A 20,242-nucleotide genomic window follows, 5' to 3' on the forward strand; every position below is an offset into this window, starting at 1 on the left:
ACACGTTCTGGGTGTCCCCGGCGCTTGGTACAGTGACGAGCAGGAAGTCGTACACGTGTTCGAACGGCGCACCACGTCCTGCCCCTAGGTCGCGGCGCGTTCGGACACACCGATGTTCTCGGCCGGCGGCCGTGGGAGGGGAGGGGCACCGTGATCGCCTCGATAACCGGTGAGGTGCGCTTCGTGGGGGCCACGCTCGCCGTGGTGGAGGTCTCGGGCTTCGGCATCGAGGTCAACGCGAGCCCCCGCACGCTCGCCGGGCTGCGGGTCGGTGCCACCGCGCACCTGCACACCGCGTACATCGCCCGCAAGGACGAGGCGCCGGTGCTGTTCGGTTTCGCCCAGGCGGACGAGAAGGAGATCTTCTCCGTCATGCTCGGGGTCTCCGGGGTGGGCCCGCGCACCGCGCTCGCCGCGGTCTCTGTCCTCGGGCCCGACGACGCCCGGCGCGCGATCGCCGCCGGCGACGACAAGGCCTTCACGGCCGTCCCCGGGATCGGACCGAAGTCCGCGCGGCGCATCGTCCTGGAACTTGCGGACAAGCTCGTCCTGCCGGACCCCGCGCCGCAGCAGAGCGCACAGCCCGGCATGCAGGTGTGGCGTGAGCAGGTCGTGGACGCTCTCACGGGTCTGGGCTGGAGCGAGAAGGACGCGGCCCGCGGGATCGACGACGCCCTCGAGACCCAGCCGGAACTGGCGGAGTCCGCCAACGTGGCCGAGATCCTGCGCGCCGTGCTGTCCTGGCTCGGCACCGCCAAGGCCACGTCCCACACGCGGACCAGGGGGCGGTGAGCATGGCCGTGGAGGAACGTGGATCGGTGGGCCAACAACGTCTCGTGGGCGCCGAGGGCGACTACGACGACCAGCAGCTCGAGGCGTCCCTGCGCCCGGGGACCCTGCACGACTTCGTGGGGCAGAAGCGGGTACGGGCACAGCTGTCCCTCGTGCTCGAGGCCTCCAAGCTGCGCGGGCGCACCGCGGACCACGTGCTGCTGTCCGGGCCTCCAGGCCTCGGCAAGACGACCCTGGCCATGATCATCGCGCAGGAGCTGGATGTCCCCCTGCGGATCTCGTCCGGTCCCGCGATCCAGCACGCCGGTGACCTCGCGGCCATCCTGTCCTCCCTGACCCACGGGGAGGTGCTGTTCCTGGACGAGATCCACCGGATGTCCCGGCCCGCGGAGGAAATGCTGTACATGGCCATGGAGGACTTCCGCGTGGACATCGTGGTGGGCAAGGGCGCCGGTGCCACGTCCATCCCGCTGGACCTGCCCCCGTTCACGCTCGTGGGTGCCACCACCCGCGCGGGGCTGCTGCCCGGGCCACTGCGCGACCGGTTCGGCTTCACGGGTCACCTGGAGTTCTACTCCGTCGAGGAACTCGAGCTCGTGCTGCGCCGTTCGGCCGGGCTGCTCGACCTCACCATGACGAGCGAGGCGTTCACGGAGGTCGCGTCGCGCTCACGCGGCACCCCTCGTATCGCCAACCGACTGCTGCGGCGCGTGCGGGACTGGGCGCTCGTGCACGGCGTGGTGCGCATCGACGCGCGGGCCGCCGGATCCGCACTCGACATGTACGAGGTGGACGCCCGGGGTCTGGACCGCCTGGACCGCAACGTGCTCTCGGCCCTGGTGAACAAGTTCAACGGCGGCCCCGTGGGGCTGTCCACCCTGGCGATCGCCGTGGGGGAGGAGACCGAGACGGTCGAGACCGTCGCGGAACCATTCCTGGTCCGCGAGGGCCTGCTCGGTCGCACCCCGCGCGGGCGGATCGCCATGGCCGCGGCGTGGGAGCACCTGGGACTCGACGTCCCCGAGCACGCTGCGTTCAAGGACCCGGCGCTGAGAACCGCGCTCGCCACCGAACCGGACTCGGAGGATCCGTCCAGCACGTGACCAGATCCATCCCCTAAGCTGGGGAGGATCGGCCGGGACCTTCGCACCCTGCGCAGTCGTGCCCGGTCGCGCTGTACGTGCACCTCGACAGAACGGATCCTTCGTGACCATCCTCGCTCAGACCCAGGACGCTGCCGGTGGCGGCGCCGGAACCGCATGGTTCCTGCCCGTGATGCTCGTGGTCATGGTCCTGCTGCTGTGGCTGCCCATGCGCCGACAGAAGAAGGCCCAGGCCCAGATGAAGGCCAAGCAGGCCACCATGGAACCGGGCACGCGTGTGATGACGAGCTTCGGTCTCTACGGCACCCTGCGGGACATGGACCGGGAGAACAACAAGGCCGTCCTCGAGATCTCCCCGGGCCAGCTCGTCACGGTGCACTCCCAGACCGTGACCACCGTGGTGGACGAGCTGCCCGCCGAGTCCGCGACCACCGCCGCCCCCGGCGTGGTCGAGGCGGACTCCGTGCAGGCCGGTACCCCCGAGGCGGCCGGTGCGGCGCACCGCGTGGACCCGATCGACCCCGTGGACGGTTCCACGGCCGCCGGCGAGCAGGGCACCACCCATCGCGGCACCACCCAGCCCGGTACCGCCCAGTCCGGCACCACACCGGGTGCGGCGGCCCCGGACGCCTCGCACCAGACCTGGCGCGACGCCCGCGACCGCGACGACCGCGGTAACCCCACCACCTGATTTCCCCCCACCGGGACACGGGCCGAGGACCTCGGCCCGTTTCTCATGTGTCGACCGGGCCGCGGCCCCGGTCGAGGGCTCGTTGAAGGACAGCAATGGCAGCACAGAAGAAGGCGCAGACCCCGGGATCGCGTGGCGGGTCCCGTTGGCGGCGCACCAAGGCCTCCGGCACGTCGGAGGGGACTCCCGGGAACGGGACCGCAGCGACGAACGGTACGTCCGGTCGGAACGGGACGGGCACCGCGAAGCGGCGACCCCGCTCCGGAGCGGCCGCAGCGGCGTCGTCGGCGCGCAAGGCCCTGGTGGCCCTCGCGGCGGTGATCGCGATCCTCGCCGGGTTGCTCGTCTACGGTGTGACCACCGACCGCACCGGGTGGGCGCCCAAGCTGGCGCTGGATCTCGAGGGCGGTACACAGATGGTGCTCTCGCCCACGCTGCAGGGGGAGAACTCCGGTCAGGACATCTCCCAGGAGCAGCTCGACCAGGCGGTCGAGATCATCCGCCAACGCGTGGACGGTGCAGGTGTCTCCGAGGCGGAGATCACCACGCAGTCCGGGCGCAACATCGTGGTGTCGATGCCCGGTGTGCCCTCGTCCGAGACACGTGAGCTGATCCAGACCTCCGCGCAGATGGCGTTCCGTCCCGTGATCGTCTCGGGTCCCGGCGCGGCCACCCCGGAGAACCAGCGCACCGACCCCAAGTCGATCCCCCAACCGGAGGGTGAGCCCGAGAACTCCTCCGACCCCAAGTGGGTCACGCGGGATCTCTTCGCCAGGTACGAGGCGCTCGACTGCAGCGCGCCGCGGCCCCAGGAGGAGCGGGCCTCCCAGCCGCAGGACAAGGCGATCGTGGCGTGTGATCCGCAGAGCAACTCCAAGTTCATCCTGGGCCCGGTCGAGATCCCCGGCACGGACATCGCCACGGCGTCCTACGCCCAGGCGACCAACTCCCAGGGCCACGCGACGGGCGGGTTCGCCGTGAACCTGCAATTCAACGACGAGGGCACGCAGACCTTCAAGGAACTCTCCGAGCGGCTCTACGGGCTCGGCCAGGGCGGGCAGAACGGTGCACGCAACCGGTTCGCGATCGTGCTGGACGGTTCCGTGGTCTCCGCCCCGACCATGAACGCCGTGATCACGGACGGTCGCGCGCAGATCACCGGCAACTTCACCGAGGACGAGGCCAAGTTCCTGTCCGAGCAGTTGAAGTACGGTGCGCTGCCGGTGTCCTTCTCGATCGACTCCGAGCAGCAGATCTCCGCGACCCTGGGCAGCAACCAGTTGCGGATGGGCATCATCGCGGGGCTGATCGGTCTGGCGCTCGTGTGCATCTACTCGCTGTTCCAGTACCGCTGGCTGGGTCTCGTGACCATCGCCTCGCTCGTCGTGGCCGGTGTCGTGACCTACCTGGCCATCACCCTGCTGGGGTGGGGCGCGAACTACCGGCTGTCCCTGGCCGGCGTCGCGGGTCTCGTGGTGGCGATCGGTCAGACCGCGGACTCGTTCATCGTCTACTTCGAACGCATCCGTGACGAGATCCGCGCCGGGCGCACGATCCCGGCCGCCGTGGACCACGGCTGGCAACGTGCCCGCCAGACGGTGCTCGCGTCCAAGGCCGTGAACCTGTTGGCCGCCGTGGTGCTCTACTTCGTGGCCGTGGGCAACGTGCGCGGCTTCGCGTTCACGCTCGGTCTCACCGCGATCGCAGACCTGCTGGTCGTGTTCCTGTTCACCCACCCGGTCATGGTGTTGCTCGCGCGCACCCGCTACTTCGGCAACGGCGCGCGGCACTCCGGTCTGGACCCCGAAGCGCTCGACGCCGTCCCGCTCTACCGCGGCGCCGGCCGGCTGCGCAGCCCCGAGGACGGTGACGGTCTCACGATCGCCGAACGACGACGCCGCGCGGCACAGCAAGCGAGCCCAGCGCCGTCGTCCGCAGCGCCGCCGTCCGCCGCCGAACCCGACGGGAACGCGTCCGCCGGCGCGACCGCGGCCACCGCCCGTCCCGATTCCGAGGAGACCCAGCGATGAGCAACCGACTCGCGCGTTTCGGCAACGACCTGCACAGCGGGCGCACGTCCTACCCCTTCGTCCAGAAGCGGGGACCGTGGCTCGCCGTGAGCCTGGCCCTCGTGGTGATCTCCGTGCTGATCCCCGTGATCAAGGGCGGGTTCAACCTGGGGATCGACTTCACGGGCGGCTCCGAGTTCACGGTCTCGGACGTGTCCACCACGGACGTCTCCCTGGGCGAGCGGGCGGTCGCCGAGACCCCCGGTGCCCACGAAGCCACCGTGACGAACATCGCCCCGGGCACCGTGCGGGTGCAGACCCAGCAACTCGACGACGACCAGACCCTGACCCTGAAGAACAAGCTGCAGGACGCCTACGGCGTGGGCGAGGACCAGGTGACCTCCAACTTCGTGGGACCCACGTGGGGCCAGGGCGTGACCCGGCAGGCCCTGTGGGGGCTCGTGATCTTCGTGGTGCTCGCGCTCGCACTCATGGCGCTGTACTTCCGCACGTGGAAGATGTCCGTGTCCGCGATCGCCGCCATGCTCTTCACGATCGTCATCACCGCGGGTGTCTACTCCCTGGTGGGCTTCGAGATCACCCCCTCCGCGGTGATCGGCTTCCTCACGGTGCTGTCCTACTCGCTCTACGACTCCGTGGTGGTCTTCGACAAGGTGCGTGAGAACACCGCGGGGCTCGTGGACGGCAGCGCGCCCGAGGAACGCAGGAAACGCACGTTCGGGGAACAGGTCAACCTGGCCGTGAACCAGACCCTCGTGCGCTCGATCAACACGTCCGTGGTGGGCATCCTCCCCGTGGGGTCCATCCTGTTCATCGGTGCTTACCTGCTCGGGGCCGGAACGTTGAAGGACCTCTCGCTGTCCCTGTTCGTGGGCATCATCGTGGGCACGCTCGCCACGCTGTTCGTCGCCGCGCCCCTGTACTCGTGGTTGCGCGACCGCGAACCCGGCGTGCGGGAGCAGACCCGCCGGGTGCTCGAACACCGCACGGGCGAGGCCCCTCCGGTGAGCGCGGATCCCGTCGCGGTCTGACGCGACACCTCGCACTCGTGGCCGGTCGCGCATGGCGTGACCGGCCACGTGCGCCGTGACCGAACGGTGCGGGCGGCGACGTCGCTCGGTACCGCGTCCGCGGCAGGTGAGCAATGCGTCCGCGGCACGTCCTTACTGCGTCCGCGGCACATCCGCACCGTTGTCCGCGGCGTGTCGGCGCGGGCTTAGACTGGGACATCAGCCCGCGGGGGCTCATGTCCGGCCTCCCGCGGTCGCGGCGACGATGAGGAGGCCCCGGATGATGTCCAGCCAGTCCGAGAACGGTGGTGCCCAGGCACCCGTGGGCTCCGCGGTCACGTCCTCCGACGCGCCCTCCGCTCAAGAGGCGTCCCGTCCCAATGCCGCCCCGCCCGCTCGCCCGAGTGTCGCGCGCGGTGACTTCGGGGGCACCCATTTCGTCCTACCCGCCTCTCGGCCCGTGTTCGGGCGGGCGGTCTTCCCGGGGCGCAGTGAACGCACCCGCTCGACCCTCTCGGTGCTCAGCGGTGAATCGGTCCCGAGCTCGCCCATCCTGGTGCCCCTGCTGCGCACGGTGCAGAACACGCATCCCGAGGAGGACCTCTCGGTCCTGGAGCGGGCCTTCACGGTCGCGGACACCCACCACGAGGGACAAAAGCGCAAGTCCGGGGACCCGTACATCACCCACCCGGTGGCCGTGACCACGATCCTCGCGGAACTCGGGATGACCGGTGCCACGCTCGTGGCCGGTCTACTGCACGACACCGTGGAGGACACGTCCTACACTCTCCAGCAGGTGCGCGAGGAGTTCGGCGAGGAGGTCGCCGCGCTCGTGGACGGCGTGACCAAGCTGGACAAGATCCAGTACGGGGAGAACGCGCAGGCGGAGACCGTGCGCAAGATGATCGTGGCCATGGCCAAGGACATCCGCGTGTTGGTCATCAAACTCGCGGACCGTTTGCACAACGCCCGGACGTGGCGCTTCGTGTCCTCCGAGTCCTCCGGGCGCAAGGCGCGCGAGACCCTTGAGATCTTCGCGCCGCTGGCCCACCGACTGGGCATGAACACGATCAAGTGGGAGCTCGAGGACCTGTCCTTCGCGGCCCTGCACCCCAAGGTCTACGAGGAGATCGTGCGCATGGTGGGGGAACGCACCCCCGAGCGCGAGCGTCACCTCGCGGAGATCCGCGGTCAGATCGCCGAGGCGCTGGACGCCTCCGGCATCGAGGCCACCATCACGGGCCGGCCGAAGCACTACTACTCGATCTACCAGAAGATGATCGTGCGGGGTAAGGACTTCGACGAGATCCACGATCTGCAGGCCGCGCGCGTGCTCGTGAACTCCGTGCGCGAATGCTACGCGGCGTTGGGCGTGCTGCATGCCAAGTGGCGGCCGCTGCCCGGGCGGTTCAAGGACTACATCGCCATGCCGAAGTTCAATATGTACCAGTCCTTGCACACCACGGTGATCGGGCCCGCGGGGCGTCCCGTGGAGATCCAGATCCGCACCCACGAGATGCACCGCCGCGCCGAGTACGGCGTGGCCGCGCACTGGAAGTACAAGGACAAGGTCAACCAGGCGAATTCCGCGACCCCCAAGGCCAAGGAGGGTGAGCTGAACTGGCTCAGCTCCCTGGTGTCGTGGCAGGAGGAGGCCAAGGACTCCTCGGACTTCCTGGACTCGCTGCGCTATCAGATCAACACCGCCGAGGTGTACGTGTTCACGCCCAAGGGCGAGGTCATGGCCCTGCCCACGGGGTCCACGCCGGTGGACTTCGCGTACGCGGTGCACACCGAGGTGGGCAACCGCACGATCGGCGCGCGCGTCAACGGCAAGCTCGCCCCGCTGTCCTCCCGGCTGCAACACGGGGACCGCGTGGAGATCCTCACGTCCAAGTCGGAACAGGCCGCTCCGTCCCAGGACTGGCTCAAGTTCGTGGGCTCCCCGCGGGCGCGCACCAAGATCCGGCAGTGGTTCTCCAAGGAACGCCGCGAGGAAGCGATCGAGCGGGGCAAGGACCAGCTCACCCGGGCGCTGCGCAAACACCACCTCCCGCTGCAGCGCACGGTCACGAGCGAAGCGCTGCTCGCGGTGGCCCAGGACTTCAACCGCGGCGACGTGGCGGCGCTCTACGAAGCCATCGGTTCGGACGCCGTGGGCGCCCACCAGGTCGTCGACAAGTTGTTGCAACACCTGGGCGGGGCCGAGGGCACCGAGGAGGACCTCGCCGAGACCACGCGGGTGACCCACCCCGTGCGCCCCGGCGTCTTGGACGCGGGTGTGCTCGTGCAGGGGGCCTCGGACGTCTACGTCAAGATCGCCCGGTGCTGCACCCCGGTGCCCCCGGACGAGATCGTGGGTTTCGTCACGCGCGGGTCCGGGATCTCAGTGCACCGCAAGGACTGCGCTAACATGCGTGTCATCCCGGAGGACGACGACCGGATCAAGGACGTCTCGTGGGCGCCCACCCAGTCCTCCCTGTTCCTCGTGGAGATCCAGGTGGAGGCCCTCGACCGCAAGTCCCTGCTCTACGACGTGACCAAGGCGCTGTCGGAGAACCACGTGAACATCCTCTCGGCCCAGGTGCACACCTCGCGGTCCCGGTTGGCGATCTCCCGGTTCTCGTTCGAGATGGGGGACACCCGCTACCTGGACCACGTGCTCAACCAGGTGCGCCGGATCGACGGCGTCTACGACGTCTACCGCACCTCGGGACACCGCCCGGTCAACTCTTGACGGGTCCGCCCGCGCGTCCGGCCTCGAGCGCCCGTGCGAGCTTGCGGACGCGGGCGATCGCGACCCGGCGCCCCGGCAGCTTTGCCAGGGCCTCGAGTTCGGCGAGCAGATGCTGCGGTGAGCAGTGCAGGCGCGGTGCGCTCAGTAGGGCGAGCAGAGCGGCGTCGCCGGCCGGGCCGGTGACGTGTATCGCGAGGTCCACGGCGGTGCGCAGGGGAGTGGTCAGTGTGATGCCGTGGTGGACCACGAGGTCCCGCGGCGCGAACCCCGTCTGGTGGATCACGAGGCCCGGCGGCACCGTTGTGGTTGTGCGCGCGGACTTGTCCACGAGGATCGTCACGGGCGAGGGCTCGGGTGCGCAGCGGTAGAACCACGCGGCTCCGAGCCGCCCCAGCACACCCCGCCGTTGCAGGTGCCCGGGCACGACCCTGCTCACCACCGTGGCTCTCAACTGGAGCGTGGGGGCGGTGGTCGCAGGTACGTAGGCGTCGAGCAGTTCGCGGCGCAACAAACCGTCCTCGGTCATCGCGCTCAGTTCGGCGCGGCTGAATTGGTGGCCCGGGAGCAGGACGAGGGGCGCGGTGGTGCCGCGAGCGGTGAGCACGGACGTCATGGACCCATCCCACCCCACGGCGAACCGGAAGGGCAGGGCAGCGCACCGATTGTGGAGAACGCCCGTGGACCGAGACCTGCGGCGCGCTCCCACGCCACGGTGCGCGGGCCGGTGCCGTACGCATCGCGCGCCGAGGCGAGGAACGCCCCCACCCTTAGGAACCAGTGGAACGCCCCCGTCCCGGCACACCGGGGACGGGGGCGTTCCTGCAGTCAGCGGCAGAAAATCAGCGCAGTTCGGACGCCGTGGCCTGCAGCGTGGCGAGCCACTGCTCGCTCGTGGCCAGGTCCTTCTCGAGTGACGCGGCCTTCTTGGTGTTGCCACCCGCACGGGCGGCCTCGAGGGCAGCGCGCTGATCGGCGATCTTGTTCTCCAGCTGGGACAGCATGGAGTTGGAGCGCGCCTTGGTCTCGGGGTCGGTGCGCCGCCAGCGGTCGTCCTCGGCCTTCTTCACGGCGTCCTCCACGGCGCGCAGTTCGTTCTCCACGCGGCGCATGTGGGCGCGCGGGACCTTACCGGCCTCCTCCCAGCGCTGCTGGACGGACGCGAGCTGCTTCTTGGCGGCGTCGAGGTCCTTGACGGGCAGGATCTGCTTGGCCTCGGCGAGCAGCTGCTCCTTGACCGTGAGGTTGCCCGCGTACTCCTGATCGATCCGCTCGTTCGCGGCGGTGCGCGCGGAGAAGAACGCGTCCTGGGCGGCGCGGAACCGAGCCCACAAGGCGTCGTCCTCCTTGCGGGACGCGCGCGGGGCCTCCTTCCACCGGTCCATGAGCTCTCGGTACTTCCCGGCGGTCTCACCCCACTCGGTGGACGAGGACAACGCCTCGGCCTCCTTGATCAGGCCCTCCTTGACGCGCTTGGCCTTGGCGTTGGTCTCGTCCAGGGACGAGAAGAAGGCCTTGCGGTGCCGGTCGAACGTGGTGCGGGCCTTGCGGAAGCGCTTCCACAGGGCGTCCTCGTCCGATTTGGACAGGCGTCCGCCAGAGCGCTGGTGGTCCTGCCACTGCGAGAACAGCTCCGCCATGCGCGCGGACGAGTGCTTCCACTGCGTCTTGGCGGGATCCTGCGCGGCGACCTCCTCGGCGGCCTCCACGATCGCGGTGCGGTGCGCGAGCTGCTGCGCCTTGGCGGCCTTGGTCTCCTCGCGTTCGCGGTTCAGAGCCACCTTGATCGCGTCCTCGAGGGTATCCAGGCGCGTGGAGAGATCCGTGAGATCGCCCACCATGGTGTGCGCGTCCACCTGCTCGCGCACGTGGTCCACGGTCTTGCGCATGTCACCGGCGGGTACCTTGGCGGCGATGCGCTGTTCAAGCAGTGCGACCTGCGCCTCGGCGTCGTCGAACTTGCGCGCGAAGTACGCGAGCGCCTCGTCCGGTGTGGCGTCCGGGAACTGCCCGCACGCGTACTCGGTGCCCTGCACGCTCACGTACACGGTGCCGTTCTCGTCCGCGCGGCCGAAGGCCCGAGCGCGTTCCACGGAATCGGCCGGGGCGAGCGCGGCGTGGGTGCCCTCCGCGGGACGTGGCTGAGCCGCCGCCGGTGCGGGCGCGGGTGCCGCGTTCGGGGTGGGTTTGGGGGTCGACGGCGCCGCGGGCCTGGGCGCGGACGCCGCGGGGGTGGCCGGTCCCGGGACGGGACGGCGGTCGTCGGATTCAGGACGTTCTGTCACCGCTACAACTCTTTCTGCACGACCCCGCCGGCGCTGCCCGCAGCTGCGGGCGTCGCGGTGGGGTTTCCCATGGTGGACACCGGCCATCCTATCGAGCCGCGCGGCTTAGACTGGCAGCTGACACCGTCCGCGCTCGCGCATGCCCCGGTTCCGGGGGTTGCTCGTACGACGACGCCTCGCCGCCCGGGGCTTCCACGGCGCACAGGCCGAGCCCCGGACCGCCCGAGACCCACTACCGAGGAGTTCCCACCCATGGCCCGCACCACGTCTCTGTCCGGTTTCCCCGAATGGCTCCCGGAGGAACGGATCGTGGAGCAACACGTGCTGGACTCCCTGCGCAGGACCTTCGAACTCCACGGCTTCTCCTCGATCGAGACGCGCGCGGTGGAGACCGTGGAGCAGTTGCTGCGCAAGGGTGAGATCGACAAGGAGGTCTACGGGGTCTCCCGGCTGCAACAGGACGAGGACTCCTCCCGCGAGGACGCGCTGGCGCTGCACTTCGACCTGACCGTGCCGTTCGCCCGCTACGTCGTGGAGAACAGTGGCTACCTCACGTTCCCATTCCGCCGCTACCAGATCCAGAAGGTGTGGCGCGGCGAGCGCCCCCAGGAGGGCCGGGCGCGCGAGTTCACCCAGGCGGACATCGACGTGGTGGGGGACGGCACGCTCGCGTTCCGCTACGACGTGGAGCTCGCGCTCGTGATGATCGAGGCGCTGTCCGAGCTGCCCATCCCGCCGTTCGTACTGCGGGTCAACAACCGCAAGCTCGCCGAGGGTTTCTACCGCGGTGTGGGTCTCACTGACGCCCCCGCGGTGCTGCGTGAGATCGACAAACTCGAAAAGATCGGCGCCGAGCAGGTCTCCCGGAATCTCCAGGACACGGTGGGTGCCACGCCCGAGCAGGCGGAGGCCGCGCTGTCCCTCGCGGCGATCCGCACCGAGGACACGTCCTTCGTGGAGCGCGTGCGGGAACTCGGTGTGAGCAACAACCTGCTGGACGAAGGCCTGAACGAACTCGCCGAGGTCGTGGGGGAGGCCTCCCGCCGCGCCCCCGGCAAGGTCGTGGCGGACCTGTCCATCGCCCGCGGTCTGGACTACTACACAGGCACCGTGTACGAAACGGTCCTCGTGGGTCACGAACAGCTCGGTTCCGTGTGCTCGGGTGGTCGCTACGAGTCCCTCGCGTCCTCCGGGAAGAAGACTTACCCCGGTGTGGGCCTGTCAATCGGTGTGACCCGGTTGGTCACCCGGATCCTGTCCCGCTCCATGGCCCAGGCCTCCCGTTCGGTGCCCTCCGCGGTCCTCGTGGCCCTGAACGACGACGCATCGTGGTCCGCCGCGCAGGACGTCGCCGGGCAGTTGCGCGCTCGCGGGATCGCGACCGAGGTGGCCGCCACGGCTCAGAAGTTCGGCAAGCAGATCCGCTACGCCGAGCGCCGCGGCATCCCGTTCGTGTGGTTCTCCTCGGTGGCCGAGGACGGGAGCCCGACCCACGAGGTCAAGGACATCCGCTCGGGCGAGCAGGTGGCCGCGGACCCCGCATCGTGGCAGCCGCCCGCCGAGGACCTGCACGCCACGGTGCTGCGCGCGGCCACCACGAACGACTGACGCCGGCTCTGTCCTCCGAGAGGCGTGCCCGCGCGCGACGGCCGTGCCCGCGCGCGACGGCTTGTAGACTCGCGGGGACGGGAGCACGCCCTGCTCCGGGGCGCCCGATCCGGTGCGGCTCCGCGGGCACTCGGTGCGACGCGCTCCGCCGGCCCGCGATCCCGACCATCCCATTGATTGAAAAGGTGAATGCACTTGTTGCGAACGCATGAACTCGGCACGTTGACCGTCGAGAACATTGGACAGACCGTCACTCTGGCGGGCTGGGTCGGCCGGCGCCGCGACCACGGCGGCGTGGCGTTCGTGGACCTGCGTGACGCCTCCGGCGTGGCGCAGGTCGTGGTGCGTGACGAGGAGCAGTTCCACCAGCTGCGCAACGAGTACGTCCTGCAGGTCACGGGCACCGTGGAGCGCCGCCCCGAGGGCAACGAGAACCCCAACCTGCCCTCCGGTGAGGTCGAGGTCATGGTGGATGAGCTCACCGTGCTCAACACCGCGGCCCCCCTGCCGTTCCAGATCGACGAGCACGTGGAGGTGGGCGAGGAAGCCCGCCTGAAGTACCGCTACCTGGACCTGCGCCGCCCGCAGCCCGCCCGCATCATGCGGCTGCGTTCCGAGGTCAACCGGGTGGCCCGCACCCTGCTGCACGAGCAGGGCTTCACCGAGGTGGAGACCCCCACCCTCACCCGTTCCACTCCCGAGGGCGCGCGTGACTTCGTGGTGCCGGCACGGCTGTCCCCGGGCTCCTGGTATGCGCTGCCGCAGTCCCCGCAGCTGTTCAAACAGCTGCTGCAGGTGGGCGGGATCGAGAAGTACTTCCAGATCGCCCGCTGCTACCGGGACGAGGACTTCCGCGCGGACCGCCAGCCCGAGTTCACCCAGCTGGACGTTGAGGCCTCCTTCGTGGAGGAGGACGATGTCATCGCCCTGGGCGAGCAGATCGTGAAGTCCCTGTGGGCTCTGATCGGCGTGGACGTCTCGACCCCCATCCCGCGCATGACCTACGCCCAGGCCATGGCCGACTACGGCTCCGACAAGCCGGACCTGCGCTTCGACCTGAAGCTCACGGAGCTCACCGAGTACTTCAAGGACACCCCGTTCCGCGTGTTCCAGGCCCCGTACGTGGGTGCCGTGGTCATGCCAGGCGGTGCATCCCAGCCCCGCCGCCAGCTCGACGCGTGGCAGGAGTGGGCCAAGCAGCGCGGCGCCAAGGGCCTCGCCTACGTGCTGTTCAAGGAGGACGGCGAGATCGCCGGGTCGGTGGCCAAGAACATCTCGGAGGAGGAGAAGGCCGGACTCGCGGAGGCCGTGGGCGCGAAGCCCGGCGACTGCGTGTTCTTCGCCGCGGGCGGGGCCAAGACCTCCCGCGCGCTGCTCGGTGCCGCGCGCGTGGAGATCGGCCATCGCGTGGGCCTGATCGACGAGAATGACTGGGCCTTCGTGTGGATCGTGGACGCGCCGCTGTTCGAGCCCGCGTCCGAGGCGGTCGAGTCCGGCGACGTTGCCGTGGGCTCCGGTGCGTGGACGGCCGTGCACCACGCGTTCACGTCCCCCAAGCCCGAGTTCATGGACACCTTCGACACGGACCCCGGCTCCGCGCTGGCCTACGCGTACGACATCGTGTGCAACGGCAACGAGATCGGCGGCGGTTCCATCCGCATCCACCGCCGGGACGTGCAGGACCGCGTGTTCCGCGTGATGGGGCTCAGCGAGGAGGACGCCCGGGAGAAGTTCGGCTTCCTGCTGGACGCCTTCCAGTTCGGCGCGCCCCCGCACGGCGGCATCGCCTTCGGCTGGGACCGCGTGGTCGCGCTGCTCGCGGGCACCGAGTCCATCCGGGACGTCATCGCGTTCCCCAAGACCGGCAACGGCTACGACCCCCTGACCGCCGCGCCTGCGCCCATCACGGCGCAGCAGCGCAAGGAAGCCGGCGTGGACGCCAAGCCCGAGCCCAAGAAGGCCGAGGCGCCGCGCGAGGCAGCCTCCGCCGACAAGGGCGGCGACGCGAAGTAACGCCATCGACACGTGACACCGTCGCTACGCGCTGCGGGGCCGCCGATCCGGGATGTCACCCCGAGGTCGGTGGCCCCGCCGCGCGAGTGTGATGGACTGACGCCATGAGAATCGTGCTGCAAGTGGCGTCGCGGGCCCGTGTCACCGTGGGTGAACGGGTCACGGGCGAGATCACCGGCCCCGGGCTCGTCGCGCTCGTGGGGGTCACCCACTCGGACACCCCGGAGATCGCCGCGCAGCTCGCGGTCAAGATCGCGGGACTGCGCATCCTGCCGGGGGAGACCTCGTGCGAGGACCGCTCGGCCCCGGTGCTCGTGGTCAGCCAGTTCACGCTGTACGGGGACGTCCGGAAGGGGCGCCGACCGTCGTGGTCCCGCGCCGCCCCCGGGGACGTGAGCGAACCCCTCTTCGAGGCATTCGTGGCGGCGCTGCGTGAGCGCGGTCTGCCGGTGGAGACCGGGGAGTTCGGTGCGCACATGGAGGTCTCGCTCATCAACGACGGGCCCGTGACCCTCGTGGTGGACAGCGACGAGCTGCAGCGCCCGCGTCGCGGCTGAACCCGCGGCGGCCCGTGCGTGTCCGGGGCGGGCAGTAGGGTCGAGGCGTGAGCGATGCATTGTTCGACGTCCCGGATCCCCTGAGCGAGGACGGGTCCGGCCCATCCGCCCACGCGCGGGACCGGGCCCCGTCCCGCGCGCGCTCCCGCGCACCGCTCGCCGTGCGCATGCGCCCCCGCACCGTGGACGAGGTCGTGGGGCAGAAACACCTGTTGCGCACCGGCTCGCCCCTGCGCGGACTGGCCGCGGGGCGCTCGGGGCTCACAGCGGCGTCGTCGGTCATCCTGTGGGGCCCGCCGGGCACGGGCAAGACGACGATCGCGCACGTGATCGCGCGCGGCCACGACACCACCTTCGTGGAGCTGTCCGCCGTCACGGCCGGCGTCAAGGACGTGCGGCGCGTCATGGACGAGGCACTGACCGCGCGCGACCTGCACGGGCGCACCACGGTGCTGTTCCTCGACGAGATCCACCGGTTCACCAAGGCACAGCAGGACGCATTGTTGCCCGGGGTCGAGAACGGGTGGGTGGTCCTCGTGGCCGCTACAACCGAGAACCCCTCGTTCTCCGTGATCGCGCCGCTGCTCTCTCGCTCGCTGCTGCTGACCCTGCAACCGCTCGAGCGCGCGGACATCGGGGAGTTGCTCGACCGCGCGGTGACCGACCCGCGTGGGCTGGACGGCGCCGTCGTCCTGAGTCCCGAGGCGCGCGAGCACCTGCTGGACGTCTCCGGGGGAGACGCGCGCAAGGCGCTCACGTCCCTCGAGGCGGCGGCGGCGGTCGCGCTCTCCCACGCGGCGGCGTCGGACGACGACGCCCATGGCGCCGCGCGTTCCGGGGCCGAGGGCTCGGGTACGGAGGGGTCGGGAGCCGACGCGTCGGACGACGGCGCGGCCGAGCCCGGGGCAGCGGGCGAAACCCCCGACGCATCGGTCGTGACCGTGACGCTGGAGCACGCGCAGGAAGCCGTCAACCGCGCGGCGGTGCGCTACGACAAGCAGGGGGACCAGCACTACGACGTCGTGAGCGCGTTCATCAAGTCGATCCGCGGCTCGGACGTGGACGCCGCGATGCATTACCTGGCCCGGATGATCGAGGCCGGGGAGGACCCCCGGTTCATCGCGCGCCGGCTGATCATCAGCGCGTCGGAGGACATCGGTCTCGCGGACCCCACGGCGCTGCAGACGGCGGTCGCGGCCGCCCAGGCAGTGCAGTTGATCGGGATGCCCGAGGGGCGGATCCCGCTCGCCGAGGCCGTCGCACATCTGGCCACCGCGCCCAAGTCGAACGCCGCGTACCTGGCCATCGACGAGGCCATCGCGGACGTCCGCGCCGGACGTGCGGGGCCCGTGCCCCCGCACCTGCGGGACTCGCACTACCCGGGCGCGAACGAGCTCGGCCACGGCGCGGGCTATGTCTACGCCCACGACACGCCCAACGCGGTGGCCACCCAGCAGTACCCGCCGGACGAGCTCGTGGGGAAGGACTACTACCGGCCCACGGGGTACGGCCACGAACGAGACCTGGCGCAGCGCGTGATCCGGTTGCGCGACATCGTGCGCGGCGACACCCGGCCGTAGGGCGCGGCTACGACGGTGCGTGGTCAGGGCCGTGCTCCCGCGCCGTCCACGTGGTCCAGCACATCCTTGGCGGTCAGGTCGTCGATCACCAGGTCCGTCACCGCGCCCGACCGCAGCGCACCCACGATGCCGCGCACCTTGTGCCGCCCGGACACCACGCACACACGGCGGGGGATCCTGGAGAGATCGGCGGGGGTGGGTCCGGAGGCCCGCCGGTTCAGCTCGATGTCCGAGTAACTGCCGTCCTCGCGGATGAAGACGGTGCAGATATCCCCGACGACGCGGTGCCCGCTCAGACTGCGCAGCTCGGACGAGCTGAGGTGGCCCTCCGTGTAGACCTGGGACAGCACCGGGCCGTGGAAGGCCCCCACGCTGAACACCGCCAGGTCAACACTCGCCCGGGCCGCGAGGATGCGGCGGACCGAGGATTCCTGCCAGAGCAGCGTCCGGGTCTGTTCCCAGTCGAAGAAAGCGGGGGTCGGGAACGGGTACAGCTCGGCGTTGAAGGCCTGCGCCAACGTCGAGAGCAGTGGGGCGGACGCATCCGTGCCGGCCGTCCGCGGCCCGGCGGCCCCGTTGAGCTGCACCACCGAGACGTCCTGGGTGTTGGTGTGGCGCACGTGAGAGGCGATCGCGGAGGTCGTGGTGCCCCACGCGACCCCCAGGGACGTCCCGTCCTGGACCCACAACGCGAGTAGTTGTGCGGTGTAGCGCGAGACCGCGTCGAGTCGTTGGCCGCTATGCGACGCCCGCTGGGTCCCCGCGATGTGCGCCGTGACCCGGAACGTGTCGTGGATGCGACGGGACAGCCGGTCCGTGGGTGTGTCGGGTGGGCGCAGGGTGATCGTCACGATGCCCCTGGCTTTCGCATCCGCCAGCATGCGCGAGACCGTGGACCGTGAGACCCCCAGCCGCTCGGCCACGGCACCCATGGTCATGTCCTGCACGAAGTACAGTTCCGCGGCTTGGTAGAGCAGTGAATCGTCGTGCATCGCCCCTCACCTCCCGTGCACACTTGTGCAAATAGGTTGAGCATACGTGCATCGGCGCGACATGGTAGTGCGCACGGCTACGAAATGGGATGTACGTCACATCCCGGTGCGTAGCGTGGTCCGCAAGAACTGCGGGCCACACCGCATCCACACCGACATTGAGTGAGGAAGATACTGTGACTGCCACCCAATTGAATTCCGAGACCCGTCAGGCCGCGCTCCGTGAAATGAGCGAAGGGGCCGAGTTGGACGTCCTGGTGATCGGCGGTGGCATCACGGGGGCCGGCATCGCGCTGGACGCGGCCACGCGAGGGCTGCGCACCGGCATCGTGGAGGCCCAGGACTGGGCGGGAGGGACGTCCCGCTGGTCGTCCAAGCTGGTCCACGGTGGCCTGCGCTACCTGCAACAGTTCGACTTCAAGCTCGTCACGGAGGCGCTGCACGAACGGGAGCGCCTGCTGTACACGCTGGCTCCCCACCTGGTGAAGCCCGTCCCCTTCCTCTACCCGATCCTGCACCGGTTCTGGGAGCGCCCCTACGTGACGGCGGGCGTCGGTCTCTACGACACCCTGGCCCACGTGGGTTCCAAGGTCGCGTCCATGCCCTTCCACCGTCAGCTCTCGCAGCGCGGCGTGAAGGAGGCGTTCCCCAGCATCAAGCCGGGCGTCATGGTGGGCGCCGTCAAGTACTGGGACGGTCGCGTGGACGATGCCCGTCTGGTGCTGACGCTCATCCGCACGGCCGTGGGCTACGGCGCCCTGGCCGCGACCCGCACGCGAGTCACGGAGCTCCTCAAGAACGACGACGGCGCCGTCGTGGGCGCGCGCGTCACGGACCTGGAGACCGGTACGCAGCACGAGATCCGCGCCCGCAAGGTCATCGCGGCCACCGGCGTGTGGACCGAGGAGACCCAGGACATGGCCCACACGGACGGGGGCCTCAAGGTCCTCGCGTCCAAGGGCATCCACATCGTGGTGCCCCGGGACAGGATCCGCGGCGAGGTGGGTCTGATCCTGCAGACCGAGAAGTCGGTACTGTTCGTGATCCCGTGGGAGCACTACTGGATCATCGGCACCACCGACACCCCCTACGAGCAGGACATCTCGGCCCCCGTGGCCACGGCCGCGGACATCGACTACGTACTCGAACACGCGAACGTGGTCCTGGACGAGCCCCTGACCCGGGACGACGTCATGGGCACCTACGCGGGTCTGCGGCCGTTGCTGCAGCCGGGCGTCAAGGAGGGCACGGAAACCGCGTCCACCAAGATCTCCCGCGAGCACACGGTCGCGGAGGCGACCCCGGGTCTGATCTCGATCGCCGGCGGCAAGTTGACCACCTACCGGATCATGGCCCAGGACGCCGTGGACTTCGCCCTCGGCAAGGAGCGCGCCAAGAGCCTGCCCTCGGTCACCGACCGGACGCTGCTCCACGGTGCCAACGGGTACGTTCCCATGACCCGCCAGGCGGACCGGATCGGCGCACGCCACGGCTGGAGCGACGACATGGTCGAGCACCTGTTGAACCGCTACGGATCGGCCATCACGGAGATCGAGGACCTCGTGGCGGAGCAGGAGGATCTGGCCCGGCCGCTCGCGGCGGCGCCCGCCTACCTGCGGGCCGAGGTGGTCCAGGCGGCGCGGCACGAGGGTGTCCTGCACGTCGCGGACGTCTTCGAGACCCGGACCCGGATGTCCTACGACCAGCCCGATCACGGTCTGGCCGCGGTCGAGGAGGTCGCCGATCTGCTCGCCGCCGAACTGGGCTGGGACGACGCCCGCAAGGAGCAGGAGATCGAGGCCTACCGCGCCGTGTGCGCCGCCGAGGACGCCGCCGCGCAGACCACGGACGACGCCTCCGCGGCGGCCGCGCGCAGCGCAGCCCCCTCGCTCAACACCCTGTGACGTAGGCGGGCGTCCCGTTCCCGCCGACACCGCTTCCCGGTGGCTCACGCCATCGGGAGGCGGTGTGTCCGAATCACCCAACAACGACACGAACTGCAAGGAGTCAATCCATGACCACTTTGAGCGCGATGCTGCCCATGGAGGCGGCGGAAGTGGTGCCCCTGGGCACGGTGTTCTGGTCCGAAGTCCTGGGCACCGCACTGCTGACCCTTCTGGGTGTCGGTGTCGTGGCCAACCACCTGCTGGGCAAGACGAAGGGCAATGCCGGCGGCTGGTTGCTCATCAACTTCGGGTGGGGTATCGCCGTGTTCGCCGGCGTGTACGTCGCCTGGCAATCGGGCGCCCACCTGAACCCCGCCGTGACGGTCGGCATCTGGGCCTCCGGTGCCGATGTCTACGCGCCGGGGGTGGCCATCACCGCCGCGTCGACCTTGGTCTACCTGGCCGCCGAGTTCCTGGGCGCCTTCCTGGGTGCCGTGGTCTGCTGGATCGCGTACAAGCAGCACTACGACGAGCCGCTGGACCCGGCCGCCAAGCTGGGCACGTTCTCCACCGGACCGGAGATCCGCTCCGCGGGGTGGAACGTGCTGACCGAGGTGATCGCCACGTTCGTCCTGGTGTTCGTCATCCTCATGTTCGGCGGGACCCCCTCCGGCCTGGGCCCCCTGGCCGTGGCGCTGCTCGTGGTCGGGATCGGTGCGAGCCTCGGCGGCCCCACCGGCTACGCGATCAACCCCGCGCGTGACCTGGGCCCCCGCGTGGCCCACGCCGTCCTCCCGATCCGGGGCAAGGGTGGCAGCGACTGGGGCTACGCCTGGGTCCCGATCGTGGGTCCCATCCTGGGCGCGCTGCTCGCCGGCGGTGTCTTCCAGTTGTTCCCGGGTGCGGCTTTCTGATCCCCTGAACGCACCACCATCGATTCCTGCCCCTCGACCCAAGGAGT

Annotated in this window: 15 protein-coding genes; 12 read left to right on the forward strand and 3 right to left on the reverse strand. The window is 70.0% G+C overall.

The window, feature by feature from the left end; genetic code table 11:
• Positions 1 to 150 precede the first annotated feature (150 nt).
• The 6 genes from ruvA (at position 151) to RF646_RS03925 (ending at position 8,363) form a co-directional block, all read left to right on the forward strand.
• Positions 151 to 792: a Holliday junction branch migration protein RuvA gene (ruvA, locus tag RF646_RS03900; protein ID WP_064845905.1), complete on the forward strand. Its 642-nt coding sequence runs from the start codon at positions 151 to 153 to the stop codon at positions 790 to 792.
• A 2-nt stretch (positions 793 to 794) separates the two neighbouring features.
• Positions 795 to 1,895 carry a Holliday junction branch migration DNA helicase RuvB gene (ruvB, locus tag RF646_RS03905; RefSeq protein ID WP_368835306.1) on the forward strand — a complete coding sequence of 367 codons (1,101 nt, stop codon included), beginning with the start codon at positions 795 to 797 and terminating at the stop codon, positions 1,893 to 1,895.
• Between the two features lie 103 nt (positions 1,896 to 1,998).
• Complete coding sequence (gene yajC / locus RF646_RS03910) at positions 1,999 to 2,586, forward strand: preprotein translocase subunit YajC (protein ID WP_368835255.1); 588 nt, start codon at positions 1,999 to 2,001, stop codon at positions 2,584 to 2,586.
• Between the two features lie 95 nt (positions 2,587 to 2,681).
• Entirely contained in the window at positions 2,682 to 4,616 is a 1,935-nt protein-coding gene (secD, locus tag RF646_RS03915) for a protein translocase subunit SecD (RefSeq protein ID WP_368835256.1), read from the forward strand.
• Positions 4,613 to 5,647, forward strand: a complete 1,035-nt coding sequence (gene secF / locus RF646_RS03920; protein ID WP_035961645.1) for a protein translocase subunit SecF — start codon at positions 4,613 to 4,615, stop codon at positions 5,645 to 5,647. The genes secD and secF overlap by 4 nt, the downstream gene beginning before the upstream one ends.
• Before the next feature lie 262 nt (positions 5,648 to 5,909).
• Positions 5,910 to 8,363 (forward strand): bifunctional (p)ppGpp synthetase/guanosine-3',5'-bis(diphosphate) 3'-pyrophosphohydrolase, encoded by a 2,454-nt coding sequence (locus tag RF646_RS03925; protein ID WP_144997002.1) that lies wholly within the window; start codon positions 5,910 to 5,912, stop codon positions 8,361 to 8,363.
• On the opposite strand, the gene RF646_RS03930 is transcribed toward RF646_RS03925, so the two are convergent.
• Positions 8,353 to 8,976, reverse strand: coding sequence for a type IV toxin-antitoxin system AbiEi family antitoxin (locus RF646_RS03930; protein ID WP_144996763.1), 624 nt, complete (start codon positions 8,974 to 8,976; stop codon positions 8,353 to 8,355). The two genes, RF646_RS03925 and RF646_RS03930, sit on opposite strands and share 11 nt — an antisense overlap.
• A 226-nt stretch (positions 8,977 to 9,202) precedes the next feature.
• A complete protein-coding gene (locus RF646_RS03935; RefSeq protein WP_368835257.1) occupies positions 9,203 to 10,645 on the reverse strand; it encodes a DUF349 domain-containing protein in 1,443 nt (480 codons plus the stop codon).
• Positions 10,646 to 10,897: 252 nt separating this feature from the next.
• Between RF646_RS03935 and hisS the strand changes: the two genes are divergently transcribed.
• The 4 genes from hisS to RF646_RS03955 all read left to right on the forward strand — a co-directional run bounded on the left by hisS (position 10,898) and on the right by RF646_RS03955 (position 16,403).
• Positions 10,898 to 12,253 (forward strand): histidine--tRNA ligase, encoded by a 1,356-nt coding sequence (gene hisS / locus RF646_RS03940; protein ID WP_144931833.1) that lies wholly within the window; start codon positions 10,898 to 10,900, stop codon positions 12,251 to 12,253.
• 195 nt (positions 12,254 to 12,448) lie between these two features.
• Positions 12,449 to 14,266 (forward strand): aspartate--tRNA ligase, encoded by a 1,818-nt coding sequence (aspS, locus tag RF646_RS03945; protein ID WP_368835258.1) that lies wholly within the window; start codon positions 12,449 to 12,451, stop codon positions 14,264 to 14,266.
• Between the two features lie 104 nt (positions 14,267 to 14,370).
• A complete protein-coding gene (gene dtd / locus RF646_RS03950) occupies positions 14,371 to 14,823 on the forward strand; it encodes a D-aminoacyl-tRNA deacylase (RefSeq protein WP_368835259.1) in 453 nt (150 codons plus the stop codon).
• Between the two features lie 47 nt (positions 14,824 to 14,870).
• Positions 14,871 to 16,403 carry a replication-associated recombination protein A gene (locus tag RF646_RS03955; RefSeq protein WP_270258992.1) on the forward strand — a complete coding sequence of 511 codons (1,533 nt, stop codon included), beginning with the start codon at positions 14,871 to 14,873 and terminating at the stop codon, positions 16,401 to 16,403.
• Between the two features lie 23 nt (positions 16,404 to 16,426).
• Here the strand turns inward: RF646_RS03955 and RF646_RS03960 are convergent, their stop codons facing one another.
• Positions 16,427 to 17,395 carry a sugar-binding transcriptional regulator gene (locus tag RF646_RS03960; protein ID WP_368835260.1) on the reverse strand — a complete coding sequence of 323 codons (969 nt, stop codon included), beginning with the start codon at positions 17,393 to 17,395 and terminating at the stop codon, positions 16,427 to 16,429.
• Positions 17,396 to 17,622: 227 nt separating this feature from the next.
• Here RF646_RS03960 and RF646_RS03965 point away from each other — a divergent pair, with 227 nt between their 5' ends.
• Positions 17,623 to 19,299 carry a glycerol-3-phosphate dehydrogenase/oxidase gene (locus RF646_RS03965; RefSeq protein ID WP_270240582.1) on the forward strand — a complete coding sequence of 559 codons (1,677 nt, stop codon included), beginning with the start codon at positions 17,623 to 17,625 and terminating at the stop codon, positions 19,297 to 19,299.
• Positions 19,300 to 19,409: 110 nt separating this feature from the next.
• Positions 19,410 to 20,195, forward strand: coding sequence for an MIP/aquaporin family protein (locus RF646_RS03970; RefSeq protein ID WP_368835261.1), 786 nt, complete (start codon positions 19,410 to 19,412; stop codon positions 20,193 to 20,195).
• Positions 20,196 to 20,242 lie beyond the last annotated feature (47 nt).

Origin of the sequence: Kocuria sp. CPCC 205261, from assembly GCF_040981025.1 — a bacterium.
GTDB lineage: Bacteria > Actinomycetota > Actinomycetes > Actinomycetales > Micrococcaceae > Kocuria > Kocuria marina.